Source organism: Amycolatopsis sp. NPDC023774 (assembly GCF_040639695.1).
In the GTDB taxonomy this organism is placed as follows: domain Bacteria; phylum Actinomycetota; class Actinomycetes; order Mycobacteriales; family Pseudonocardiaceae; genus Amycolatopsis.
Genome location: NZ_JBFAAJ010000022.1, coordinates 120,069 through 143,938 on the forward strand (window position 1 = coordinate 120,069; position 23,870 = coordinate 143,938).

General features: G+C 71.5%; 23 protein-coding genes and 3 pseudogenes. 20 read left to right on the top strand and 6 right to left on the bottom strand.

The features are described from left to right. Positions 1 to 52: 52 nt before the first annotated feature. A complete protein-coding gene (locus AB0F91_RS33710; protein ID WP_360604145.1) occupies positions 53 to 871 on the bottom strand; it encodes an IclR family transcriptional regulator C-terminal domain-containing protein in 819 nt (272 codons plus the stop codon). A 227-nt stretch (positions 872 to 1,098) separates the two neighbouring features. Between AB0F91_RS33710 and AB0F91_RS33715 the strand changes: the two genes are divergently transcribed. The 6 genes and pseudogenes from AB0F91_RS33715 (at position 1,099) to AB0F91_RS33740 (ending at position 9,349) form a co-directional block, all read left to right on the top strand. Further along, entirely contained in the window at positions 1,099 to 2,535 is a 1,437-nt protein-coding gene (locus AB0F91_RS33715; protein WP_360604147.1) for an amidohydrolase family protein, read from the top strand. Positions 2,536 to 2,605: 70 nt separating this feature from the next. Beyond that, entirely contained in the window at positions 2,606 to 3,607 is a 1,002-nt protein-coding gene (ligD, locus tag AB0F91_RS33720; RefSeq protein ID WP_360604149.1) for a non-homologous end-joining DNA ligase, read from the top strand. Between the two features lie 1,513 nt (positions 3,608 to 5,120). Further along, on the top strand, positions 5,121 to 5,819 hold the full coding sequence (locus AB0F91_RS33725; RefSeq protein WP_360604151.1) for a hypothetical protein: 699 nt from the start codon (positions 5,121 to 5,123) through the stop codon (positions 5,817 to 5,819). Between the two features lie 143 nt (positions 5,820 to 5,962). Further along, a pseudogene (locus AB0F91_RS33730) lies at positions 5,963 to 7,360 on the top strand (DUF2156 domain-containing protein); the annotation flags it as partial. 88 nt (positions 7,361 to 7,448) lie between these two features. Beyond that, positions 7,449 to 7,964: a phosphatidylglycerol lysyltransferase domain-containing protein gene (locus AB0F91_RS33735; RefSeq protein WP_360604203.1), complete on the top strand. Its 516-nt coding sequence runs from the start codon at positions 7,449 to 7,451 to the stop codon at positions 7,962 to 7,964. A 95-nt stretch (positions 7,965 to 8,059) separates the two neighbouring features. Then, positions 8,060 to 9,349: pseudogene (locus AB0F91_RS33740) on the top strand (MFS transporter). Positions 9,350 to 9,391: 42 nt separating this feature from the next. Here the strand turns inward: AB0F91_RS33740 and AB0F91_RS33745 are convergent. From AB0F91_RS33745 to AB0F91_RS33760, 4 genes are read right to left on the bottom strand one after another with little or no spacing between them, the layout of a single operon-like run. Beyond that, entirely contained in the window at positions 9,392 to 9,691 is a 300-nt protein-coding gene (locus AB0F91_RS33745; RefSeq protein WP_360604153.1) for a hypothetical protein, read from the bottom strand. 6 nt (positions 9,692 to 9,697) lie between these two features. Next, a complete protein-coding gene (locus AB0F91_RS33750) occupies positions 9,698 to 12,043 on the bottom strand; it encodes an aerobic carbon-monoxide dehydrogenase large subunit (RefSeq protein WP_360604155.1) in 2,346 nt (781 codons plus the stop codon). Next, on the bottom strand, positions 12,040 to 12,513 hold the full coding sequence (locus AB0F91_RS33755) for a (2Fe-2S)-binding protein (protein ID WP_360604157.1): 474 nt from the start codon (positions 12,511 to 12,513) through the stop codon (positions 12,040 to 12,042). The genes AB0F91_RS33750 and AB0F91_RS33755 overlap by 4 nt, the downstream gene beginning before the upstream one ends. A 5-nt stretch (positions 12,514 to 12,518) precedes the next feature. Then, entirely contained in the window at positions 12,519 to 13,385 is an 867-nt protein-coding gene (locus tag AB0F91_RS33760) for a xanthine dehydrogenase family protein subunit M (protein WP_360604159.1), read from the bottom strand. Between the two features lie 186 nt (positions 13,386 to 13,571). On the opposite strand from AB0F91_RS33760, the gene AB0F91_RS33765 reads away from it, so the two are divergent. From AB0F91_RS33765 to AB0F91_RS33830, 14 genes are all read left to right on the top strand, one after another. Next, on the top strand, positions 13,572 to 13,808 hold the full coding sequence (locus AB0F91_RS33765; protein ID WP_360604161.1) for a hypothetical protein: 237 nt from the start codon (positions 13,572 to 13,574) through the stop codon (positions 13,806 to 13,808). 10 nt (positions 13,809 to 13,818) lie between these two features. After that, positions 13,819 to 14,685 (top strand): xanthine dehydrogenase family protein subunit M, encoded by an 867-nt coding sequence (locus AB0F91_RS33770; RefSeq protein WP_360604163.1) that lies wholly within the window; start codon positions 13,819 to 13,821, stop codon positions 14,683 to 14,685. After that, the gene (locus AB0F91_RS33775) at positions 14,682 to 15,200 is read left to right on the top strand and encodes a (2Fe-2S)-binding protein (RefSeq protein ID WP_360604165.1); all 519 of its coding nucleotides are present in this window, start codon (positions 14,682 to 14,684) and stop codon (positions 15,198 to 15,200) included. Before AB0F91_RS33770 ends, AB0F91_RS33775 begins: the two co-directional genes overlap by 4 nt. Before the next feature lie 10 nt (positions 15,201 to 15,210). Beyond that, a complete protein-coding gene (locus tag AB0F91_RS33780) occupies positions 15,211 to 17,601 on the top strand; it encodes an aerobic carbon-monoxide dehydrogenase large subunit (protein WP_360604167.1) in 2,391 nt (796 codons plus the stop codon). A gap of 16 nt (positions 17,602 to 17,617) precedes the next feature. Next, positions 17,618 to 18,556, top strand: coding sequence for an XdhC family protein (locus AB0F91_RS33785; protein ID WP_360604169.1), 939 nt, complete (start codon positions 17,618 to 17,620; stop codon positions 18,554 to 18,556). Next, on the top strand, positions 18,550 to 19,134 hold the full coding sequence (locus AB0F91_RS33790; RefSeq protein WP_360604170.1) for an SRPBCC family protein: 585 nt from the start codon (positions 18,550 to 18,552) through the stop codon (positions 19,132 to 19,134). The genes AB0F91_RS33785 and AB0F91_RS33790 overlap by 7 nt, the downstream gene beginning before the upstream one ends. Before the next feature lie 10 nt (positions 19,135 to 19,144). Then, positions 19,145 to 19,399 carry a hypothetical protein gene (locus AB0F91_RS33795; protein WP_220241272.1) on the top strand — a complete coding sequence of 85 codons (255 nt, stop codon included), beginning with the start codon at positions 19,145 to 19,147 and terminating at the stop codon, positions 19,397 to 19,399. Positions 19,400 to 19,412: 13 nt separating this feature from the next. Beyond that, positions 19,413 to 19,640: a hypothetical protein gene (locus AB0F91_RS33800; RefSeq protein WP_220241271.1), complete on the top strand. Its 228-nt coding sequence runs from the start codon at positions 19,413 to 19,415 to the stop codon at positions 19,638 to 19,640. A 19-nt stretch (positions 19,641 to 19,659) separates the two neighbouring features. Then, a complete protein-coding gene (locus AB0F91_RS33805) occupies positions 19,660 to 19,902 on the top strand; it encodes a hypothetical protein (RefSeq protein ID WP_360604171.1) in 243 nt (80 codons plus the stop codon). Between the two features lie 5 nt (positions 19,903 to 19,907). Further along, positions 19,908 to 20,183 carry a hypothetical protein gene (locus tag AB0F91_RS33810; protein WP_360604173.1) on the top strand — a complete coding sequence of 92 codons (276 nt, stop codon included), beginning with the start codon at positions 19,908 to 19,910 and terminating at the stop codon, positions 20,181 to 20,183. Continuing rightward, a complete protein-coding gene (locus AB0F91_RS33815) occupies positions 20,180 to 20,539 on the top strand; it encodes a hypothetical protein (protein ID WP_360604175.1) in 360 nt (119 codons plus the stop codon). Before AB0F91_RS33810 ends, AB0F91_RS33815 begins: the two co-directional genes overlap by 4 nt. A 298-nt stretch (positions 20,540 to 20,837) precedes the next feature. Further along, positions 20,838 to 20,978, top strand: a complete 141-nt coding sequence (locus AB0F91_RS33820; protein WP_360604177.1) for a hypothetical protein — start codon at positions 20,838 to 20,840, stop codon at positions 20,976 to 20,978. Positions 20,979 to 21,082: 104 nt separating this feature from the next. Then, positions 21,083 to 22,942, top strand: coding sequence for a glycoside hydrolase family 15 protein (locus tag AB0F91_RS33825; RefSeq protein ID WP_360604179.1), 1,860 nt, complete (start codon positions 21,083 to 21,085; stop codon positions 22,940 to 22,942). 105 nt (positions 22,943 to 23,047) lie between these two features. Beyond that, positions 23,048 to 23,542, top strand: a complete 495-nt coding sequence (locus tag AB0F91_RS33830; RefSeq protein ID WP_360604181.1) for a hypothetical protein — start codon at positions 23,048 to 23,050, stop codon at positions 23,540 to 23,542. Here AB0F91_RS33830 and AB0F91_RS33835 read toward each other — a convergent pair. Next, a pseudogene (locus AB0F91_RS33835) lies at positions 23,496 to 23,870 on the bottom strand (hypothetical protein); the annotation flags it as partial. The gene AB0F91_RS33830 and the pseudogene AB0F91_RS33835 sit on opposite strands and share 47 nt — an antisense overlap.

The following is a 23,870-nucleotide window of genomic DNA, read 5'->3' on the forward strand; positions in this document are numbered from 1 at the left end:
AGGTCGTACAGCCGAGAGTCTGCGCCAGTGCGGCGCGCCGGTCAAGCGCGGGTCAGGACACGGCCGGCGCGGCTGCGGCGGCAGTGTGCGGCACGTCCTGCAGGCGCGCGAAGTCCGCGCTGATGTCGCCCGCGGCCTGCAGCAGCAGCGGCAGGTGGTGGCCGATCAGGCGGTCGACCGGGGTCTCGGCGGCGTGGCAGTTGACGTTGACGCTCGCGATCACGCGGCCGGACCCGTCGCGCAGGGGCGCCGCGACCGAGCGGATCCCGAGGGTGAGCTGCTCGTCGGTCAGCGCCCAGCCGCGGGCGCGCACCTCGCGCAGCTCTGCGTCGCGTTCGGCGTGGCCGGGTTGCCAACGCGGCACGAGCCCGGAGCGCGTCGGCTCGGCGAGCGTGGTCTCGAGCTCCTCGGGCGACAGGGCTGCGAGCAGGACTTTGCCCAGCGACGTCGGCAGCGCCGGGAACCGGGTGCCGATCTGCACGGCCAGTGACACGATCTTGGGTACCGAAACCCGGGCCACGTAGACGATGTCGGAGCCGTCGAGCTGCGCTATCGAGCAGGACTCGTTCGTCTGCGCCACGAGCTTCTCCAAGTGCGGGCGCGCGACGTCCCACAGGCCCATCGACCGCACGTAGGCGACGCCGAGCTCGAGCACGCGGGGCGTGAGCGCGTAACCCCGCTCGGCCGCGCGCACGTAGCCGAGTTCTTCCAGCGTCAGCAGAATCCGCCGCACGGTGGGGCGGGCCAGCTTCGTGGCGGTCGCGACCTCGGCGAGCGTCATCACCGGCTGGTGTGGCCGGAAGGCGGCGATCACTTCGAGCCCGCGGGCGAGCGCCTCGATGAAGTCCGGCCCGGTTCCCTCTCGTGGCATGGCACGACCTCCTCACGGCGTGGCGGGCACTGCGTCCCGCGAAGCGTATCCGCTCGCTGTCCGCGAGACGGACAGCATCGCCCGGCCTCGCGCCGCGCCGGGCCCCGCCGGGCATTGACAGGGGCTCCACGGTGCGCAAAAGTGTCTGCACCCCACTGGTTGTCCGTCAAGCGGACGATTGTACGCGTGCGGGGTCCGTGGGGCTCCGGCGTGGAAGAGAGGCAGCCATGAGCGAGCCCACCGGCCGGCCGGTCGTCCTGCGCGGCGGGACCGTGCTGACCGTCGACGCCACCCGCCGCGTGCTGCCCGGGCACGACGTGCTGGTCACCGGCGACAAGATCACCGCCGTCGGTCCCCAGCTGGCGGTGCCCGAAGGCACCGTGGAGATCGACGCGACCGTTGGCATCGTGATGCCGGGGATGATCGACACGCACCGGCACATGTGGCAGACGGCGATGCGCGGCTACGGCGCCGACTGGACGCTGACGCAGTACTTCGTCTGGTACTACCTGGAGCACGGAAAGACTTTTCGCCCGGCCGACGTCCACGCGGGCAACCTGCTGTCCGCCTGGGAAGCGCTCGACGCGGGCGTGACGACCACAGTGGACTGGTCGCACGGGCTGCAGACGACCGAGCACGCCGATGCGGCCGTGGACGCGCTGCAGGCCGTGCCGGGCCGGTTCGTGCTGGCGTACGGCAACATCCAGGACGCCCCGGCGCGCTGGACCGCCACGCCGGAGTTCCGTGAGTTCGTCGCGCGCCGCATGACCGGCGACCCCATGCTCGGCTTCCAGCTCGCGTTCGACGTGACGGGCGACCCGGCGTTCCCGGAGAAGCCGGCGTTCGAGGTCGCGCGCGAGCTCGGCGTCCCCGTGACCACGCACGCGGGCGTGTGGGGCGCGACCGGCGATGACGGCATCCGTCTCATGCACGACCACGGCTTCATGACGCCCGAGACGGTCTACGTGCACGGCGCGTCGCTCTCGGCCGACTCGTACCACCGGATCGCCGCGACGGGCGGTTCGGTGTCGGTGTCCACCGAGAGCGAGCAGAGCGCGGGCCAGGGCTACCCGCCCACCTGGGCGCTGCGCTCGCACGGCATCCCGGTGTCGCTGTCGATGGACACGTCGGTGTGGTGGAGCGGCGACCTGTTCTCCGCCATGCGCACCACGCTGGGCGCCGACCGGTCCCGCGAGCACCTCGAGGCGCACGCGAAGGGCGACACCGTCACGCACGCCGCGCTGCGCGCCGACCAGGTCGTGGAGTGGGCCACCCGGGGCGGTGCCCGGGCCCTCGGGCGCGAGGCGGAGCTGGGCAGCGTCGAGGTCGGCAAGAAGGCTGACCTCGTGCTGGTGAAAAACGATCATTCGCCCGTGTCGTTCCCACTGCTCAACCCCCACGGCCACATCGCGTTCCAGGCCCAGCGCGGCGACGTGCACACTGTCCTGGTCGACGGTCGCATCGTGAAGCGCGACGGCCGCCTCGTGGACGTCGACCTCGCGGCGGTGCGCCGCACGGTGGACGCGACGGTCGAACACCTGCGCACGCAGCTGGGCGACGAGGCCTGGGAGCAGGGGATGAATCCCGACGTCCCCGCGGCGAAGGTCCTCGACAACCCCTACACCTACACCGAATACCAGAGCGGCAGCACCCACGGCGGGTGACCACTGTGGACGTTTCCGCTCGCTTCGCCTTACGGTGGGGTGAGCGGGACGTCCGAGGTGGGAGGCCGACATGGCAGGCGGTGCTGAGCGGTCGCGCGTGCCGGCCCCGATCGAGCCGATGCTCGCGACCCCCGACGGCGGCCTCCTGCGCGACGGCCCGGACTACGCCTACGAGTTCAAGTGGGACGGCTACCGCTCCATCATGCGCGTTGCCCCCGACGGCACCACTGTGCTGACGAGCCGCAACAACAACGACTTCACCGCTCGCTTCCCGAAGCTGCTGGGCGTGTTCGGTGACGCGTTGGGCGGGCGGCCCGCGGTGCTCGACGGCGAGATCGTGGCTCTCGACGAGCAGGGGCACCCCGACTTCGGGCTGCTGCAGAACCACGACGCTTCCGTGGGTTCGGTGTCGTACTTCGTGTTCGACGTGCTCCTGCTCGGCGGCGACTCACTGCTGGACGCCACGTACGACGAACGCCGCGCTGTCCTCGAGACCCTCGAGGTGCCGGACCGCCGCCTGGCGGCCATCACCCCGTCGTACACCCACACGGACTTGTCGGCGCAGGGGATGTCGCCTCGGGACCTGCTGGACGTGGCGCAGAAGACGATGCTCGAAGGACTGGTGGTCAAGGCGCGCGCCTCGAAGTACCACCCGGGCCGGCGGAGCCCGGAGTGGCTGAAGCACCCGCTGATCCGCACCACGGAAGTCGTGCTCGGCGGCTGGCGGCCGGGGCAGGGGCGGCGCGCTTCGACCCTCGGTGCGCTGCTTCTGGGTGCGCATGATCCTTCTTCCGGTGATCTTCTTTATCTGGGTGATGTGGGGACTGGCTTCACGGAGCAGATGCTCGTGGTTCTGCGGAAGACTCTGGCGCCGCTTGAGCGGTCGGTGAACCCGTTCGCCAACGAGGTGCCCCGCGATCGGGCCCGCGGGGCGCATTGGCTGGCACCTTCGCTTGTCGGTGAGGTCGTGTACCGCCGCCTGACTCCGGGCGACCAGCGGCTCCGGCACACGGCTTGGCGGGGGTTGAGGCCGGACCGGGTGCCGGGTGAGGTGAAAGTTCCGGCGATGTAGTGCGCAAGCGCGAAGCGACGAGAGTGCGACTGGGGTTTCCGCCGAGCACTGTGTGGTGCGTCGCGTCGATGGTCCTGTTCCACTTTGGACCCCGCACTCCGTGACGTTCAAGTCAGCTGTCATGCGCCGCGACAGCGGTGTCGCCGGGGAGCCTGCGACTCCCAGGAATCCGGGGCCTGTCCTCTTCGGCTGCAGGAAGTCCGGGGAGGGCCAGACTGAGATCGCCGAGATCGGCAGCGTGCGGGGATTGTTCGCGAAGTTCGAGGGTTCGACGCGGCCGGCGACGTGTTTTCGCGGCGCCATTGGAGCAGACCACGGACGAGCAGCGGGCGAGGTCTCTCGCGTCGAACGGGCTGGGGCAGGTCAACGTGGTGCGGGCTGCGCCGCCGTACATCGCGGACGGGGATGTTCACCCTCATCACCGGTGGCGCAAGGGGTCTCGACCAGCAAGCCGCGCGCAGGCTGATCACCGCCGGGCACACCGTCCACATCGGAGCGCGGGACGCCACGCGGGGCCGCGCGGTCGCGGACCGGCGGGGCGCGGTTCCTGCCGTTGCTGCGGCCGTTCCGGTGCGCCGGCGATCGTGAACGTGAGCAGCGGACTCGGGTCGTTCGGCACCGTGGACCACCCCGAGCGGTTTCCTCTGCCGGTGTACGCGTCGTCGTCGACGGCGGCGGTGGGGATGCTGACCGTGCAGTACGGGCGTCCTGGCCGAGTCGGCGCGTGGGCAGCGAGTGGCTCATCGCCTGCTGACGGGGCTGGCCGACGCGGGCCACGACGTCACCGGGCGGGCGGTGCCGCCGTAGCCTGCGTCGAGCCGGTCGGCCGGTGCTGACGCACCCGGTTGCGGTGCACTTTTCACTGCCGGTAGCCGACCATCCGAGGGCGTCGTCAGCAGCACCGCGGCCGAACCTGACCAAGACTCGTCAAGAAGCCTGGCGGAATCGCGGCAGTGTCGGAGAGCCCGGTCAGCGCACGGCAGGGGTCGTCATCGCGTAGGCCGGACGCCGAGCAGGACCGGGTGGGGTCGAGGGCTACGAGCACCGCCGATTCGGTGCACCGCAGGAGAATTCCCGGACCGTGCGTACCCGGTCAGGCCGGATCGCCGACGCACCGGCACCCGCCGGCGGCAGCACCGATTCTCTCGAACATGGCAAGACCGCCGAAGCGCGCGACGCTCGCCTGCAGCCGCCCGAGAGGAGCCCGGTTCCGCGGTGACCCGCCGCGCCGGGCGGAGGACCCGTAACGTACCCGCGCCCGAGCCGGCCGGAGTTGCCCGAAAGCGGGGTTACCATCCGATTCATGCTGCGACGACGTTTCCCGGTCGCCGGGCCGTGGCGTGCCCCACGAAGCCCGGCGTCGCGTCGTGCGGGAACTGGCGCGCAGCGAGCCGACGGGTGAGTTTCCGCCGCGCGGCCCGTCCTGGCCACCCACCGACCACAATGGACATCCGACAGCCGGTGAGATCGGGGATCGTCTGCCGGGAGCTGTCTTCGAGCCGGGGAGGCGCCGATGACTGCCACCTATCCGCCGCGCCACAGTCCCGCGCGGATCGCCGTGATCGTCATCGCGGTGGTCGTGCTCGTGATCGGCGTGTGCCTGGCCATCGGGGGCGGCGTCCTGCTGCTCGTGTTCGGCTCCGGCGGGTCGCTGAAGTCGGGGCAGCACGACGTGACGACCCCGACCACGGCGATCGTCACCGACACGGCGCAGATCACCGACACCGGCCGGCTCACCCGGGCGCTCGGCTCGCCGTCGGTGCGCGTCCACGCGACGGGCGGCAACGCGTCCGGCCTGTTCATCGGCATCGGGCCCGCCGCGGACGTCGACCGGTACCTCGCCGGCGTCGCGATCGAGCAGGCGCGCAACTTCGACCTCGACCCGTTCGCGCTCGACGCCGTCCGCCGCGACGGCACGGCACTGGCGGCCCCGCCGGCCACCCAGCCGTTCTGGGTCGCCTCCGGAGTGGCCGACGTGACCTGGCCGATCACCGACGGCGACTACCGCGCGGTCGTGATGAACGCCGACGGCACACCCGGCGTGAACTCCCGCCTCGGCGTCGACCTGAACCTGCCGGGCCTGTTCGGGTACGCGCTCGGCTTCTTCATCGGCGGGCTGGTCCTGATCGCGGCCGCCGTTGTCGCGCTCGCCCTGGGCCGGCCCCGCAGCCGGGCGCCGGAGCCGACCACGCCGACCCCGCCGCTGTTCTGAGACCGCGGACCGGGCCGGCCACCATGGCAGAACACACCGCGACCGTCGAGCACGCGAAAACCCCCGAGTTCCTCACCCGCGCACGGTCGATCGCGCTGGTGCTGTGGCGGCGCGCGCCGTTCACCACGGCCGTGGTCGTGGCCATGGTCGCGCTCGGCCTGGCGACGGGCACGCTGTGGAGCGCCGTCGAGACGCGCGAGTGGTTCCCGCAGGTGTCCTACGGTCTGCCCTCGCTCCTCGACGGCCGCTGGTGGACATTCCTCATCGGTCCGTTCTTCGCGCTGAACCCCCTCTTCTACCTCCCGGTGGCCGCCGGGTTCGCCTTGCTCGTCGGCCCGGCCGAGGCGCGGCTGGGCACGCGCCGGACTGCTGCGATCGCCGTCGGCGCGCAGCTGGCCGCCACCCTCGGCGCTGCGCTGGTCCTGTTGGCGCTGCGCGGCACCGGCTGGGTGTGGGCGACGCAGCTCGCCGGCCGCACCGACGTCGGGTTCTCCGCGGGCGGGCTCGCCGTGGTCGCGGTGGTCAGCGCCACCGTCCGCTCGCCGTGGCGGCTGCGGTTGCGTGCGCTGCTGTGCGTGTACGTCGGGGTGTCCATCCTCTACATCGGCACGCTCGCCGACGTGGAGCACCTGCTCGCCGTCGGCTTCACGCTGCCACTCGCGCGCCGCCTCGCCGGCCCGAAACGCCTCCGCGCCACGGGCCGCCCGACCCGGCGGGAGTGGCGGCTGCTCGCGGTCACCGGCCTCGTCATCGCGGGCGCGGTCCAGATCGTGGTGCGCATCGCGCCCGGTGTCAGCCCGCTCGGCTCCACGGCGGGCCAGGCCAATTCGGTGCCGGAGCTGGCCATCGTGCTCGTGGTGATCGCCTTGATGATCAACGGGCTGCGGCGCGGCAAACGCGCCGCGTGGCGGTGGGCGGTCGGGCTCGCCTCGCTGATCGTGGCCCTCGGCGTCGTGATCGCCGTGGTCGTGGTCGTCGCGGAGATCTTCGGCCTGGCCTACACGATCGAGAACGCGTCGTTCCTCATCGCCGACGCCCTGCTCTGGGGCGCCATGCTCACGCTGCTGATCGCGGCGCGCGGCGCGTTCCGGGTGCGCTCGCGACGGAAACGGCGCCGCGCGCTCGGCTCCCGCGACCTCGACGGCGCCACCGAGCTGCTGCAACGCCACGGCGGCGGCACGCTGTCCTGGATGACCCTCTGGCCGGAGAACTCCCACTTCTTCGGCCCCGACGGCGAGTCCTACCTCGCCTACCGCCGCCACGCCGGCGTGGCCATCGCCCTCGGCGACCCGATCGGCCCCGGCACCGCGGACACGATCCGGGCGTTCGCGGAGCTGTGCGACAGCTCCGGGCTGGTGCCGTGCCTGTTCTCCGTCACCGACGAGACCACCACCGTCACGGACGCGCTCGGCTGGGCGCGTGTGCAGGTCGCCGAGGACACCCTCGTCGACCTCGAAGACCTGGAGTTCCGTGGGAAGGCGTGGCAGAACGTGCGCTCGGCGCTCAACCGCGCGGTGAAGGAGGGCGTCGCCTTCCGCCTGGTGACGCTGGCCGACGAACCGTGGTCGCTCGTCGCGCAGGTCCGCGCGATCTCCGAGGAGTGGGTGGGGGGACAAGGGGATGCCCGAGATGGGTTTCACCCTCGGCGGCGTGGACGAGGCGCTGGACCCGCGTGTCCGCGTCGGCCTGGCCGTGTCCGTGGACGGCGTGGTCCAGGGCGTCACGTCGTGGTTGCCCGTGTACGGCGGCGACGGGCGGATCGAAGGCTGGACGCTCGACGTGATGCGCCGCCGCGGCGACGGGTTCCGGCCCGTGGTGGAGTTCCCCATCGCCTCGTCCTGCCAGGCGTTCCGCGCCGAGGGCGCGAAGTTCGTCTCACTCTCCGGTGCCCCACTGGCCCGCGCCCCGCAGGCCCCACCCGCCGCGCCGCTCGAACGTCTCCTCGACTCCTTCGGCGGCGCGATGGAGCCCTACTACGGGTTCCGCTCGCTGCACGCGTTCAAGACACTGTTCAAGCCTCGCTACGTGCCGATGTACCTCTCCTACCGCGAAGAGGCCGACCTGCCGCGGATCGGCGTCGCGCTCGCGCGCGCCTACTTGCCGGACGCCTCCCTGGGCTCGCTGGTGCGGATGGGGAAGAACTGACGGGACGGTCGGGCACCCTGGCGGCTCTTGGCCGTTTCCCCCCTCGACCTGCGCGGACTAGGCTCGCCGGGTTGATCAACGGGGGAGAGGACGGGATGGCTGAGCAGGTCCTGGTGCGCGGCGAGCAGGTGCGCCGCGCCGCGGTGGCGAGCGCGTTCGGCACGACGATCGAGTGGTACGACTACTTCATCTACAGCACCGCCACCGCGCTGGTGTTCAACAAGCTCTTCTTCCCGTCGCTCTCACCGGCGGCGGGCACGCTGGCGGCGTTCGCGACGCTCGGCGTGGGCTTCGTCGCGCGGCCGGTCTGCGGGATCGTGTGGGGGCACTTCGGCGACCGGGTCGGGCGGAAGGCCATGTTGGTCGCGTCGCTCGTCCTGATGGGGCTCGCGACGGCCGCGGTCGGGGTATTGCCCACGTTCGCGCAGGCCGGCGTGCTCGCGTCCGTGCTGCTGGTGGTGCTGCGCGTGCTGCAGGGCATCTCGGCCGGCGGCGAATGGGGCGGCGCGGGCTGATGGCCGTCGAGCACGCACCCGCGGGCCGGCGCGGGCGCTACGGCTCCTTCTCCCAGATCGGCGTGCCCGCCGGGCTGATCATCGCGCAGCTGGTGTTCTTCGCGGTGACGAGCTCGCTGTCGCCGGAGGAGTTCCGGTCGTGGGGCTGGCGCGTGCCGTTCCTGGTCAGTCTCGGGCTGGTGGCCGTGGGCCTGGTGATCCGCCTGCGCGTGGCCGAAAGTCCCGTGTTCGCGCAGCTGCGGGAGACCGGTGAACGCAGCCGCGTGCCGATCGTCGACGTGCTGCGCCGGCGCCCGCGGAGGTGACCGTGGCGGCGCTGAGCTTCATCGCCAACACCGCGCTGGGCTACGTGTTCTTCGCGTACCTGTTGTCCTACGGCACCTCCGTGCTCAAGCTGAGCAGCACCACGATGCTCGTGGAGATCGTCGTCGGCAGTGTCGTGTGGCTCGTGAGCATCATCGCGGGTGCGATCTGGTCGGACCGCTTCGGGCGAAAACGGGTGTACCTCGTGGGTTCGGTGCTGCTCGTGGTGTGGTCGATCCCGTTCTTCCTGCTCGTCGACACGCGCCAGCCGTGGCTGCTCGGGGTCGCGGTGTCGTGCTGAACCTCGGCCTGGGCGCGACCTACGGGCCGCAGTCGGCGTTGTTCGCGGAGCTGTTCGAACCGCGCTACCGCTACAGCGGCGCCTCCTTCGCCTTCGCCTACGCCGTGGGCGCGGTGCTGGGCGGTGGGTTAGCGCCCCTGATCGCGACCGCGCTGCAGACGTCGACCGGCACGTCGCTTTCGGTGTCGCTGTACATGGTGGCGGTCGCGCTGATCAGTCTCGGCGCGGTGATCGCGTTTCCGCGCTCGCCGGCCACGCCAGGCTGAGATCGACAGGATTGCGGCGGGCAGTGGCGGAGCCGGTGTTCCTCAGGCCGCGGAGTTCAGGTCCAGCGCCCGCGTCCCGGCCGGGGTGAGCTCGGCCGGCACCCACTGCCCGCGGGCGACTTCCCGCACCGGCCGGACGAGCGCGGCGTGCGTGAGCGCGTGCGCGGTGGGCTGGTCGGAGCAGAGCAGGCCGTCGATCCGCAGGTCGGGCTCACTGCCGGCGCCGAGTTCGGCGCGGCCGCCGCGACGGTGCGCGCTCGGGCGTTGAGCGGTGTCGGCGTCATGGCGGTTCTTTTCCGCGTCCCTGCCCTCGAACCCGGATCCGAGGTCCCGCCGGTTCACCCCCGCTCAGGAGATCGCCAGGTCCGCCCGCAGCGGCGCGCCGCGCGTGGCCCGCCACACGGCGGCCGGCGTCAAGGGCATGTCAGCGTGGCGCACCCCGAACGGGGCCAGCGCGTCGACCACCGCGTTGACCACGGCCGCGGGCGAGCCGACGGTCGCGGACTCGCCGATGCCCTTCGCGCCGATGGGGTGGTGCGGCGAGGGCGTGACGGTCTCGCCGAGCTCCCAGGACGGGCACTCCAACGCCGTGGGCAGGAGGTAGTCCATGAACGAGCCACCGAGGTGGTTGCCGTCGGCGTCGAAAGCCATGAGCTCCATCAGCGCCATGCCGATGCCGTCGGCGAGACCACGGTGCACCTGGCCCGCGACGATCATCGGGTTGATCCGCACGCCGCAGTCGTCCACGGCGATGAAGCGGCGCACGCGCACCTGGCCGGTGTCCGCGTCGACGTCGACCACGCACAGGTATGCGCCGAACGGATAGGTCAGGTTCGGCGGGCTGTACACCGTGCTGGCGTCGAGCTGCCCCTCCACACCTTCGGGCAGTGCCAGATCGGAGTGGGCGGCCAGCGCGATCTCGCGGATCGTGTGCCCTCGGCCGGGGACGCCGCGCACGAACCAGCGCCCGCGTTCCCACTCGAGGTCGTCCGGGCTCACCTCGAGCATCGCCGACGCGACCTGCCGCGCGCGCTCGCGCACCTTCCGCGCCACCGTCACGGCGGCCGCGCCCGACACCGGCGTCGAACGCGAGCCGTAGGTGCCGAGGCCGAACGGCGTGTGGTCGGTGTCGCCCTGCACGACCTCGACTTCGTCGGGCGGGATGCCGAGCTCGGCCGACACAAGCTGGGCGAATGTCGTCTCGTGGCCCTGGCCCTGCGACATGCAGGACAGCCGCAGCACGGCTGAGCCCGACGGGTGCACGCGCAGCTCGGCGCCGTCGGCCATGCCGAAGCCGAGGATGTCCATGTGCTCGCGTGGGCCGGCGCCCACGGCCTCGGTGAAGAAGCTCAGGCCGAGGCCCATCAGCTCGCCGCGGGCGCGCTTCTCGGCTTGTTCGCGGCGCAGCTCGTCGTAGCCCGCGATCTCCTTCAGCAGCGTCAGCGCGCGCGGGTAGTCGCCCGAGTCGTACTGCCAGCCGGTGGCGCACGTGTACGGGAACTGCTCGGGCCGCAGCAGGTTGCGCATGCGCAGCTCCGCCGGGTCGAGCCCCAGCTCGCGTGCGAGCACGTCCATCATCCGCTCGACCACGTAGACCGCTTCGGTGATCCGGAACGAACACGCGTACGCGACGCCGCCCGGCGCCTTGTTGGTGTACACGCCGGTGACCGAGCAGAACGCAGCCGGCAGGTCGTAGGAGCCGGTGAACACGTGGAAGAAGCCGGCGGGGAACTTCGCGGGTTGCGCGGTGCCGTTGAACGCGCCGTGGTCGGCGAGCACGCGCACGCGCAGCCCCAGCAGGCGGCCGTCGCGCGTCGCCGCGATCTCGCCGCGCATGTGGTAATCGCGGGCGAACGACGTGCTCATCAGGTTTTCCGACCGGTCCTCGGTCCACTTCACCGGCCGGCCGGTGACCATCGAACCCACCACTGCGCACAGGTACCCCGGGTACATCCCGACCTTGTTGCCGAAGCCGCCGCCGATGTCGGGTGCGACGATGCGGATCCGGTGCTCGGGCAGGCCGGTGATCCGCGAGTACAGGATCCGGTGCGCGTGTGGCGCCTGCGCGGTGGCCCACACCGTGAGCTTGCCGGTGATCGCGTCGACGTCGGCCACGGCGCCGCACGTCTCCAGCGGTGCCGGGTGCACGCGCGGGTAGAGCATGTCCTGCCGAGCCACCACCTCGGCCTTCGCGAACGCGGCTTCGGTGGCCGCTTCGTCGCCGGAGGACCAGTCGAACACGTGGTTGTCGGCCTTGCCGAGGTCGTCGCGGATCACCGCGGCGCCGGTGGCGAGCGCGGCCGGGGCGTCGACGACCACCGGCAGCGGCTCGTACTCGACGTCGATCAGCTCGAGCGCGTCTCTTGCCGCGTAACGATCTTCGGCCACGACGAACGCGACCTCCTGGCCCTGGAAGCGGACCTTGTCGGAAGCCAGCACGGCTTGCACGTCGTGCGAGAGCGTCGGCATCCAGGCCATCCCGCGCTCGGCCAGGTCTTTCCCGGTGAGCACGGCGCGGACCTTGGGATGGGCCTCGGCCGCGCTGGTGTCCACCGACAGCAGCCGCGCGTGGGCGTGCGGGCTGCGCAGGATCGCGCCGTGCAGCATCCCGGGGAGCACGAGGTCGTCGAGGAACGTGCCGCGCCCGCGCACGAAGCGGGCGTCTTCCTTGCGGGGCAACGAACCGTAGGTCATGGGGCCGCCCCGTCCGGGTGCTCGGCCGCCCACCGGATCGAGCGGACGATGTTCTCGTAACCGGTGCAGCGGCACAGCTGCCCGGAGATCGCTTCGCGGATCACGTCCTCGCTCGGGTCCGGGTCGTGGTCGAGCAGCCAGCGCGCCGTCATCAGCATTCCCGGCGTGCAGAACCCGCACTGGATCCCGTGGCAGGCCACGAAACCCTGCTGCACTGCGTCGAGCTCGGCGCCGTGTGCGAGGTCCTCGACGGTGCGGACTCGCTTGCCGTCGGCCATCGCCGCCAGCACCGTGCACGACTTCACCGGCAGGTCGTCGAGCCACACCACGCAAGTGCCGCAGTTGGAGGTGTCGCAGCCCCAGTGCGTGCCGGTGAGCCCGAGGTCGTCGCGCAGGAGGTGGACGAGCAGCAGGCGGGGCTCGACCGTGCGGCGGTGGGGTTCGCCGTTGACCGTCACCGTGATCTCCACGCCCGTCAGCCTCCAGCCCGTTTCGCCGCCCGGTGCAGCGCCCGGGTGGTGAGCGTGGCGACGAGGTGGCGCTTGTAGTCCACCGGGCCGCGCTGGTCGGCGGCGGGGGAGCAGTGCTCGGCCGCGATGACCCCGGCCTTCTCGAAGCGTTCGGCCGAAGCGGCGCCACCGCGCAGGAAATCCTCGGCCTCGGCCGCGACGAACCGCGGCGCGCCGACGGCGGTGAGTCCGATGCCGGCCTCGGCGACGTCGCCGCCTTCGAGCACGAGCTCCGCCCCGGCGGCCGCCACCGCCCAGTCACCCGCTCGGCGGCCGACCTTCGCGTAGGCGCTGCCGCTGCCCGCGCGGATCGGCAGCCGCAGCTCCACGAGCAGCTCGGCCGGGCCGACGACCGTGCTGTACGGACCGGTGAATAACTCGCGCACGGGCACCGTTCGCGTGCCCTCTTCACCGCGGATCACGGCGTCGGCCCGCACCGCGGTGAACGCGGCGGACAGATCCTCCGACGGGTCGGCCTGGCACAGCGAACCCCCGACCGTGCCGCGGTTGCGCACGATCGGGTCGGCGATCACTCGCTCGGCGTCGGCCAGGACCGGGAACAGTGCGCCGGCCTCGGCCGAGGCGAGCAGCTGCGCGTGCCGCACCAGCGCGCCGATGCGCAGCTCGCCGCCGGCGACCTCGATCCCGCACAGTTCGGTGAGCTCGTTGACGTCCACCAGCGCTTCGGGCCGCGCCAGGCGCAGTTTCATCATCGGGATCAGGCTGTGCCCGCCCGCGATCACGCGGCTTTCCGGGCCGTACTTGGCCAGCAGCGCCAGCGCGTGCTCGACGCTCGTGGCCCGCTCGTACTCGAACTGCGCCGGCACCTGCATGACGGTCGATCGTCCCCGCCGCGCGAATCCGCCGCAACCGCGGATTAACCGATGGCCTAATTTGTCCAGGCACCGGTTCCGCCCAGCTCGGCGGGGGTTAAGCAAAGGATTAATCGCGGATTGTCGTGCCCGTGGTCCGGGCGGAGCATCACGAGAGCTGACCAACGGCGGAAGCAGGTGCGCGTCATGCGGATCGAGTCCGACGGGCACAGCCGTGGCAACCCACGGCTGTTCGAACTCGTCGAGGACGCACCGAAGCAGGGCCCGGGCCCGACCGTGTGGGCGTGGCCCGACCTCGTGGACTTCCTGAAGGTGGCGGGCCGCCCGGTCGCCGGGCCGTGGCCGCCACACCAACGGCCGCGCGAAGACCCCGAAGAGGACACGCTGCCCACGGCCGTGGCCGAACCTCCCGAGAACGGCTGAGGAGGCCCGCGTGTACCCGTCCCGGTTCCGCTACGAAGCCCCCCGTTCCCTGGCCGAGGCGCTTGACCTGCTGCACACCGGCGGCGAAGAGGCCAAGGTCCTCGCGGGCGGGCAGAGCCTGGTGCCGCTGATGAAGCTGCGTTTCGCCGCGCCCGCGCTCGTGGTCGACATCAACAACGTCTCCGGCCTCGCCCACCACGAGCTCGACGCCGAGGGCAACCTCCATGTCGGCGCGCTGTGCCGGCACGCGGATCTCGAACGCTCGCAGCTGCTCAAGGCTGTACAGCCGACGATGGCCGCGGCGGCGCCGTTGATCGCCGATCCCCTCGTGCGCAACCGCGGCACGCTGGTCGGTTCCCTGTGTCACGCCGATCCCCAGGGCGACTGGGCGTCGGTGGTGCTCGCGCTCGACGGCTCGATCGTCGCGCAAGGGCCCGCCGGTCGGCGCCGCATCGCCGCGCGCGACTTCGTGCTCGGCCCGTTCCAGAACGCGCTGGGGCCCGACGAGATCGCTGTGGAAGCCGTCATCCCCGCACCGCGCGGCACCCCCGCGGGCGGTTACCTCAAGCTGGAGCGCCGGGTCGGCGACTTCGCCACGGTCGGCGTCGCCGTTGCGGTGGAGACGCAGGCCGGCACGGTCACCCGTGCCGGCATCGCCCTCACCGGCGTCGGCGGTTCGACGATCGAAGCCACCGATGCCGAGCACGCGCTCGTGGGCGGTCCGTTGACGCCGGACAGTGTGGCGGAGGCCGCGGACCTGGCCGCCGCGGCGGCGCGCCCGAAGACCGACCATCGCGGCACGGCCGAATTCAAACGGCACCTGGTCCGCACGTTCGTGGTGCGCGCGCTGGACCGCACCGGGGAGGAAGCGGCATGACGAGCGTCCACGAGATCCACGAGGAAGCCACCGGCGACGTCCCGATCCGCCGGGTCACCGTCACGGTCAACGGCGCACGCCGCGTGGTCGAGTGTGAACCGCGGCTGCTGCTCGCACACCTGCTGCGCCAGGGCCTGCGCCTCACGGGCACGCACCTGGGCTGCGACACCACCAACTGCGGCGCCTGCACCGTGCTCGTGGACGGCCGCGCGGTGAAGTCGTGCACGATGCTCGCAGTGCAGGCCGACGGGCACGAGGTCACCACGGTCGAGGGGCTCGCGACGGCGAGCGAGCTGCACCCGCTGCAGGAGGGCTTCCGCGAGGAACACGGCCTGCAGTGTGGCTTCTGCACCCCGGGGATGATGCTCTCGGCCAAGGCCCTGCTCGACGAGAACCCCGATCCTTCCGAAGAGGACGTCCGCTGGGCACTGTCGGGGAACCTCTGCCGCTGCACGGGTTACCAGAACATCGTGAAGTCGGTGCTGTGGGCCGCCGCCAAGCTGCGGTCCGAATAGGAGGCTCGACGTGTCGCAGGCGTTGGACGAGAACAAGATCGGCGGGCTCGGCGTCAGCCGCAAGCGCGTGGAGGACAACCGGTTCGTCCGCGGGCGCGGGAACTACACCGACGACATCGTGCTGCCCGGCATGCTGCACATGGAGATCCTGCGCAGCCCGCTCGCGCACGCGCGGATCAGGTCGATCGACACCAGCCGGGCGTGGGAGATCCCGGGGGTGCGGCTCGTGCTCACGGGCGAGATGGCCGCGACCCGCAACCTCGCGTGGATGCCTACGCTCTCCTACGACACCCAAGCCGTGCTCGCCACCGACAAGGTGCGGTTCCAGGGCCAGGAAGTCGCGTGCGTCGTCGCCGACGACCCCTACATCGCCAAGGACGCGTGCGAAGCCATCGACGTCGAGTACGAACCGCTGCCCGTGATCGTGAACCCCGACCAGGCCGTGGCCGAAGGCGCCCCGCTGATCCGTGACGACAAGGCGGGCCAGGCCGACAACGTGGTCTACCGCTGGGAAGTCGGCGACCAGGTCGGCACCGACGCGGCGTTCGAGCAGGCCGACGTGGTCTCGAAACTGCGCCTGCACTACCCGCGTTCGCACCCCTCGCCGATCGAATGCTGCGGCTCCGTGGCCGACTTCGATCGCGCGACGCAGAAGCTCACCGTGTACATGACCACGCAGGCGCCGCACATCATCCGCGCCGCGGTGGCGATGGTCGCCGAGCTGCCCGAGCACCTGATCCGCATCATCTCGCCGGACATCGGCGGCGGCTTCGGCAACAAGGTACCCGTGTACCCCGGCTACGTGTGCTCGATCCTGTGCTCCATCCTGCTGGAGCGGCCCGTGAAGTGGATCGAGGACAAGACCGGCAACCTGATCTCCACCGGCTTCGCCCGCGACATGTACCTCGACGGCGAGATGGCCCTGCGCGCCGACGGCAAGATCCTCGGCGTCCGCATGCACGCCGAGGCCGACCACGGCGCGTTCTTCGCCGACGCCCAGCCCAGCAAGTTCAAGATCGGGCTGCTGCACTCGACGTTTGCCTGCTACAACGTGCCCGCCGCGCACCTGACCGCGCGCGGCACCTACACCAACAAGGCGCCCGGCGGCGTCGCCTACCGCTGCTCGTTCCGCGTCACCGAGGCGATGTTCTTCCAGGAGCGCATGGTCCACCAGGCCGCGCAAGACCTCGGACTGGACCCGGCGGAGTTCCGGCGGCGCAACTTCGTCCGCGCCGACGCCTTCCCGCACCGCACGCCGTTCGGGTTCCTCGTGGACTCCGGGCAGCCGGAGGCGTGCCTCGAGGTGGGGCTGAAAGCCGTGGGCTACGAGGACTTCCTGCGGCAGAAGGAAGAAGCGCGCCAACGCGGGCGGCGCCTCGGCATCGGGATCTCCACGATGACCGAACCGCTCGGCGCCGGCAACAGCCGCGAGTACGACATCCTCGGCATCAAGATGTTCGACTCGGCCGAGCTGCGCGTGCACATGACCGGCAAGGCGCTGCTGCGGGTCGGGGCGAAGAGCCAGGGCCAGGGCCACGAGACGACGTGGGCCCAGATCGTGAGCCACGAGCTGGGGATCCCGGCCGACGACGTCACGGTCGAGGAGGGCGACACCGACACCGCGCCGTTCGGCATGGGCACCTACGCCTCGCGTAGCACACCGGTGGCGGGCGCGGCGATCTCCATGGTGTCGCGCAAGATCCGGGCGAAGGCGCGCAAGCTCGCCGCGCACCTGCTCGAAGTGTCCGAAGAGGACCTCGAGTGGGAGCTCGGCCGGTTCTCCGTGCGCGGGGTGCCCGAGCACGGCGTGACGATCCAGGAGTGCGCGATGGCGGCCTACGGCAACATGCCCGACGGCATGGAGCCCGGTCTGGAGAACCACGCCTACTACGACCCGCCGAACCTGACCTGGCCGTTCGCCGTCTACATCGTCACCGTCGAGGTGGACCCCGAGACCGGCGTGTGGGACGTGCTCAACACCGTGGCCGTGGACGACTGCGGCGTGCGCATCAACCCCATGATCGTCGAGGGACAGATCATGGGCGGGCTCACCGAGGCCTACGCGATGGCGAACATGCAGTTCATCACCTTCGACGCCGAGGGCAACTGCGTCGGCTCGAACTACCTGGACTACCTGCTGCCGACCGCGTGGGAGACGCCGGGGTTCGAGCTGCACAGCGAGGTCGTCACGCCTTCGCCGCACCACCCGATCGGCGCGAAGGGCGTGGGGGAGTGCGCCGCGGTCGGCGGGCCGGCGGCCTTCGTGAACGCGGTGATGGACGCGCTGGACGACACCGGCGTGCGCAACATCGACATGCCGTTGCTGCCCGACCGCGTGTGGGAGGCCCTGACACAGCACCACGACGTGTCCGGCGCGCCGCCGGTGCGGACGGACGAATGAGGTGCCCGAAATGTCCATGACGGACTCTGCCGACAGCTGGGACGTCCTGGCGCAGGCCGGTGAGCTGGCGCGCCGCGGTGAGGCGTTCGCGCTCGCGACCGTGGTGTGGCGCCAGGGCCCGTCGTCGGGCAAGCAGGGCTGCCGCGCGATCATCACGGCCGAGGGCGAGCTGCGCGGGTGGATCGGGGGCGCGTGCGCCGAGCCGGCTGTGATCCGCGAGGCGCGGCAGTCGCTCGTCGAAGGCACGCCGCGGCTGCTGTTGCTCGGTTCGCCGGAGCAGTTCGGGGCGGCGGTGCCCGCGGGGATGACGGTGGTGCCGATCTCGTGCCAGAGCGAGGGCGCGCTCCAGGTCTACATCGAGCCGATGCTGCCCGTGCCGCACCTGGTGGTGGTCGGGCGCTCGCCGATGGCGCACACGCTGGTGGAGCTGGCGGGTTCGCTCGGGTGGCATGCGCGGCTCGCCGAGCACACGGAGCTGGACGGGGTGACCGAGCGGTCCTTTGTGGTCGTCGCGACGCAGGGCCACCACGACGAGGAGTCGGTCGAACGGGCGCTGGCCGCGCGACCGGCGTACGTCGGGCTCGTCGGCTCGCGCCGGCGCGGGGCGAGTGTGCTCGGGTACCTCGCCGACCGCGGGGTGGACACCGACGAGCTGGACCGCGTGCAGGTGCCGGCCGGGTTGGACCTCGGCCGCGTGTCGCACCGGGAGATCGCCGTGTCGATCCTGGCCGAGCTCGTGCGGATCCGGGCCGCCCGCGAGGTGCCGTCCGGGCCGCCGGAGCCCGCTGCCGCGCCGGACGCGGCGGAGCCGGTCGACCCGGTGTGCGGCATGACCGTGGAGGCCGGCGACCCGGTGGCGTTCGAGGGCCACGAATACAGCTTCTGCTGCGCCGGCTGCCGCGCCGCGTTCCTGCGTGACCCCGGCGCGTACGCCAAGAAGGAGAGCCGATGCTGATCCGCAACCAGTTCGAGGTCGCGCAGCCCGTGGACAAGGTCTGGCGGTTCTTCGACGACGTGCCGGCCGTGGCGACGTGCCTGCCGGGCGCCGAGCTGACGGAGGACCTCGGCGACGAGCGCTACCGCGGCCGCGTGAGCATCCGGATGGGTCCGGTGTCGCTGCGCTTCGACGGCCTGGCCGCCATCACCGAACGCGACGACGACGCCCGGCGGATCGTGGTCGACGCGAGCGGCGCCGACGAACGCGGCCGGGGCCAGGCGGCCATGATCGTCTCAGCGAGGCTGGCCCGCGCGGCTTCGGGCACCCGTGTCGACGTCGACCAGGACCTGCAGGTCTCCGGCGCCGCGGCGCAGTACGGGCGTGGCATGATCTCGGACGTCTCGTCGGTGCTGATGCGCGAGTTCGCCGTGAACCTCCAGGACGCCATCGCGCGCGCCGAACGCGGGGAGACGGGGGAGTCTCGCCACGCGGCGGCCCCGGCCCGCGGGTTCACGATCGGCCTGCAGGCGACGCTCATGGCGCTCAAGCGCGTGTTCCGCCGGTTCTTCGCGCCCTACCCGAGCACCCCGGCCTGAGGAGGCAACTGTGGTCCTGTGGTGGATCGGCAACGCCGTGCTGCTGTTCGTGGTGCTGCCCGTGGTGATCGCCCTGCTCAACCGCGTGCTGGCCGCCGTCGAGCGGATCCGTGCCGCGGCCGACGACATCCTCGTGGGCGGCGTGCGCCTCGCGGGGCAGCTCGAACCCGTCCCGGAGGCGCTCGCGCGCACCGACCGCACCATCGGCGAAGTGGCCGTCGGCGCGACCCGGTACGCCGGCAGCGTCGCGAAACTGCTGGGCTGAAAGGAGTTCCGCCATGCCTGCCGCCGCATGGGCCACCCTGGCCATCAGCGCGCTGATCATCCTGTTCGCCGCCGTCGGCCTGTTGCGCGTGATCCTGCACCTGCGCCACGTTCGCCGCACGCTCGGCAGCGTGCTGGGCGGCGTGCGCGTGATCGCGGAGGAGACCGCGCCCGTGCCCGCCGCGCTGGGCTCGGTGAACGCGAACCTCAAGCCGGTGCGCGATTTCTGCGAGTCGGTGTGAACGCCGAAGGAGGCGAACCGTGACCACGGGCTGGATCATCGGATTTTCGATCGGGGTCGTCATCGTGCTCGTCGTGGTGGCGCTCGTGGTGCCGATCCTGGTGCTCGCTCGCTCCATCGGCCAGGCCGCGCCGCTCATCGACGACGAGCTGAAGGCGGCCGAACGCAACACCGCACCGCTGGCCGAGTTGCGCACCACCATCGACCACGCCGAGGTCATCGTCGCCGGGCTGCGGCGTGGCCGCGAGCGACTGGGAGGCTGATCCGGGTGTCCACACAGGACGAGACGTTGTGGTGGATCGCCATCGCCGCGGGATTCGTGGTGATCCTCGTGGTCGTGGCTCTGCTGAGCCTGCTCATCCGCTACGTGAAGGCGATCGACCGCCGGGTCGCGGGCATCCGTGACACGCTGCACGGCGCCGCCCACAACACGCAGCGCACCGACCTGATCCCCGTCACGGCCACGCGCGTCGACGCCGTGCTTGCCGAAGGCCTGCAGCACCATCTGTTCCTCGGACGGGTGCTCGGAAAGGTGAAGTCGTGACCACCACCCTGGTCGTGCTGACCGTCGTAGACATCGCCCTGCTCGTCGCGGGCCTCGCGGTGTACTTGTTCTGGGTCGGCGGCCTGCTCGCGCGCATCGCGACGAACCTCGAGGACTGCGCGGAGACCGTGCGGCGCATCAGCACCCACGCCGAGACGATCGTGCCGGGCGTCTCGCACATCAACCGCACGGGCGGGGTCGTGGCCGGTGCGTTGCCACTGCTGTACGGGATGGCGGAGGAGATCGTGGTGGGTGCGACGTACACGCCGCCGACGGGGGAACGCCCGCCGGCGCGCCCGGCTTCGGGCACGCGGCGCTCGCGGCTGCACGACGCGGTGGGGTTCGCGCGGCACTGATCCTGTTCGGCACCTTCAGGTGCATCGAGGAGGCGAAGCTAGCCTCCCGGCCGGTCACGCCGCCTGGCTCCTGGTCCTCCACGGCCGAGTGCGGCGCCGACGTCATCCCCGCGGGGTGATGCCCGCCGGGTGCGCGACCCGACAGGGTCGCGGGCATCGCCACAACCGGCGAACCATCCGAGCGGCTGGGGCCGGTGCACGGGCAAGCGGGCAGGGGTGATCGTAGGCGAGACGTCGACCGGCTTGGCGACGACGGCTGCTCTGCGCCGCGGCCGCACCGACCGGGACCCTGATCGCGTTGCTGGTCGCCGTGGGAGGGGCGGTGCTGATCGTGCTGCCCGGGTTCGTGTTGCTCTACGTGCTCGATCAGCGTCGGCTGCTGCCCGAGGAAGGTGTCGAGGACCCCGCCGACCGCGCCGGCGACACGGAGCCCGGCTGAGCCGGACCGCAATCACCTGCGAAAGGTGATTGCCGCGCCGCCCGGTCCATCGATCGTCGAAGCAGGCCCGCGACTTCGCGCGTCACGACTGTGAAGGAGCTCCCGTGAACGCCACGACCTCGCCCTTCCCGCGGATCGCCGACTACGCGTTCCTGTCCGACTGCCACACCGGTGCCCTGGTCGCTCCGGACGGATCCGTCGACTGGCTGTGCCTGCCCGAGTTCGACGCCCCGAGCGCCTTCGGCAACCTGCTCGACCGAGGAGCCGGATCCTTCCGGTTCGGGCCCTACGGGATCAACGTGCCGACCTCGCGCGCCTACGTGCCGGGTACCAACGTCATGACCACGGCCTGGCACACACCACGCGGCTGGCTGCTGGTCCACGACGCTCTGACGATGGGCCCGCGGCGTGGCCACGACACGGTCACGCCCCACACCAGGCCACCGGCCGACAACGACGCCGACCACTTGCTCGTGCGCACCGTCGAGTGCCTCGAAGGCGAACTGGAGGTCGAGCTGGTCTGCGAGCCGGCGTTCGACTACGGGCGGGTGCCGGCCGAATGGACCATGGACGGCGACGATCACCACGCCGACGCGACCGGCGCCGGCCACACCTTCCGGCTGAGCACCGACATGCTCATCGGCATCGAGGGTGGCACCGCGCGCGCCCGGCACGTGCTCGCCAAGGGCGACAAGGCGTTCTGCGCGCTGTCGTGGGCCGAGGGGCTGGCCTCGCCGGCCGACGTCGCGGAGGCGCAAGCCCGGATCGACGCGACGGTCCAGTTCTGGCGCACCTGGCTCTCCCGGGCCCGCATCCCGGACCACCCGCTGCGCCCGCCCCTCGAGCGTTCGGCGCTCACCATCAAAGGCCTGACCTACATGCCGACCGGCGCGACGGTCGCGGCACTGACCACATCGTTGCCCGAAGCGCCGGGCGGCGAGCGCAACTGGGACTACCGCTACACCTGGATCCGCGACACCACGTTCACGCTCCAGGCGCTGCACTATCTGAACCTGGACTGGGAAGCCGGCGACTTCATGCAGTTCGTCGGCGACCTCGAGCCGAACGCCGACGGTGGCCTGCAGATCATGTACGGCATCGACGGACGCCGGGACCTGACCGAGTCCACTCGCGACGATCTCGGCGGCTACGAAGGCGCCCGGCCGGTCCGCGTCGGCAACGGCGCCTTCGACCAGCGCCAGAACGACGTTTTCGGCGCGGTGCTCGACTCGCTGCTGCTGCACACCGCCAGGAGCAAGCACCTGCCGCGCCGGCTGTGGCCGCTCGTCCAGTCGCAGGCCGCGGCCGCGATCGCGGCGTGGCGCGAGCCGGACCAGGGCATCTGGGAGGCGCGCGGCAAGCCGCAGCACTACGTGTCGTCGAAACTGATGGGCTGGGTGGCGCTCGATCGCGCCGCCAAACTGGCGAACATCCGCGACGACGCCGCGCTCGCTAGCCAGTGGCGTTCGACGGCGGACGAGATCCGGGCGGACATCCTCGAGCACGGTGTGAGCGAACGGGGCGTGTTCCGGCAGCACTACGACACCGACGCGCTGGACGCCTCGACTCTGCTCGCGGCTTTGTTCGGCTTCCTGCCGGGCACCGACGAACGGATGCGCAAGACGGTCGACGCGATCGCCGACGAGCTGACCGAGAACGGCTATGTCCTGCGCTACAAGACCGACGAGACCGACGACGGGCTGTCCGGAAAGGAAGGCACGTTCCTGATCTGTTCGTTCTGGCTGGTCTCCGCGCTCGCGATGGTCGGCGAGATGGACCGCGCGACCAGCCTGTTGGAGCGACTGCTGCGGATCTCGTCGCCGTTGGGTCTGTACGCGGAGGAGTTCGAAGTCGAGCGGGCGCGGCACCTGGGCAACTTCCCCCAGGCGTTCTCGCACCTCGCCCTGATCCAGGCAGCGAGCCGGATCATCCTGGCCGACTTCATGGCGGAGCTGTCACTGTGACCGCGCAGCGAACCGGGAACCGGAACGCGTGTTGCGGGACGGCGGGCTGGTGGGAGTCGCGTGTGCCCGGCGGCTCGGTGACGAGGGCATCGGGGTGACGGGCGGGTGGACGTGTTGCCCGACCTGACGGTCGAGGAACACCCGGGCGTGTACGCGATCGGAGACGCCGCGAACATCCCGGCGCGGCATCACGAGACGCTGCCGCAGCTGGGCTCGGTCGTCGAGGTCGGCAAGCACCGGCACCAGGTCGACGGCCCGGTCGCGTTCGCCGCCTGGCTCGGAGTCCACGCGATGCTGCTGAGCGGCGCGCACAGCAAGGTCGACGCCTTCGTCTCCTGGGCGTGGGACTACTTCGAACGCGACCACGCCGCGACCGTCGAGCGGTCCACGAAACCCCAGCGCAGCGCCTGGGAGACGACGCCGCGGACGTCCCGCACATCTCTCTCAGGGGAGGCGACTCCTCGACGTCAGCCGGCCGTGCCTGACGAGGACGGCCGACGCGGGATCGCTCCGCGTCGGCGACCGGCCACCGGAGCGGCTCGGCTGAGTCTGGTCAGTGTGAGGTCCAGGGGGTGCGCCAGCCGCCGAACCCGGCCGTGATCTCGTGGGCCGCGGCCGGACCCCAGCTGCCGGGGGTGTAGGTGTGCACGGGCGGTGGCGCGTCGAGCAGCGGCTGCATGATCCGCCAGGTCTCCTCGACGCTGTCCTGGCGGGAGAACCGGGTGCTCTTCCCGGTCATGGCCGCGTGCAGCAGGGTCTCGTACGGTGTCGGGCCCTCGCCGCCCTCGTCGGCGAACTCCATGTCGAGCTCGATCGGCGCGATCCGGGCCACGTCGGCACGATGCGCGTCGACCTGGATCCGGACCCCGGTCGACGGGTCGAGCCTCAAAACGAGCTGGTTCGGCTGCGCCGCGTGCCCGACCAGCCC

What these genes read in the sequence shown, in the direction of transcription:
- AB0F91_RS33710 (WP_360604145.1), bottom strand. Translation starts at nt 871, where the DNA reads ATGCCACGAGAGGGAACCGGGCCGGACTTCATCGAGGCGCTCGCCCGC.
- AB0F91_RS33715 (WP_360604147.1), top strand. Translation starts at nt 1,099, where the DNA reads ATGAGCGAGCCCACCGGCCGGCCGGTCGTCCTGCGCGGCGGGACCGTG.
- ligD (WP_360604149.1), top strand. Translation starts at nt 2,606, where the DNA reads ATGGCAGGCGGTGCTGAGCGGTCGCGCGTGCCGGCCCCGATCGAGCCG.
- AB0F91_RS33725 (WP_360604151.1), top strand. Translation starts at nt 5,121, where the DNA reads ATGACTGCCACCTATCCGCCGCGCCACAGTCCCGCGCGGATCGCCGTG.
- AB0F91_RS33735 (WP_360604203.1), top strand. Translation starts at nt 7,449, where the DNA reads ATGGGTTTCACCCTCGGCGGCGTGGACGAGGCGCTGGACCCGCGTGTC.
- AB0F91_RS33750 (WP_360604155.1), bottom strand. Translation starts at nt 12,043, where the DNA reads ATGACCTACGGTTCGTTGCCCCGCAAGGAAGACGCCCGCTTCGTGCGC.
- AB0F91_RS33760 (WP_360604159.1), bottom strand. Translation starts at nt 13,385, where the DNA reads ATGCAGGTGCCGGCGCAGTTCGAGTACGAGCGGGCCACGAGCGTCGAG.
- AB0F91_RS33765 (WP_360604161.1), top strand. Translation starts at nt 13,572, where the DNA reads ATGCGGATCGAGTCCGACGGGCACAGCCGTGGCAACCCACGGCTGTTC.
- AB0F91_RS33775 (WP_360604165.1), top strand. Translation starts at nt 14,682, where the DNA reads ATGACGAGCGTCCACGAGATCCACGAGGAAGCCACCGGCGACGTCCCG.
- AB0F91_RS33785 (WP_360604169.1), top strand. Translation starts at nt 17,618, where the DNA reads ATGACGGACTCTGCCGACAGCTGGGACGTCCTGGCGCAGGCCGGTGAG.
- AB0F91_RS33790 (WP_360604170.1), top strand. Translation starts at nt 18,550, where the DNA reads ATGCTGATCCGCAACCAGTTCGAGGTCGCGCAGCCCGTGGACAAGGTC.
- AB0F91_RS33800 (WP_220241271.1), top strand. Translation starts at nt 19,413, where the DNA reads ATGCCTGCCGCCGCATGGGCCACCCTGGCCATCAGCGCGCTGATCATC.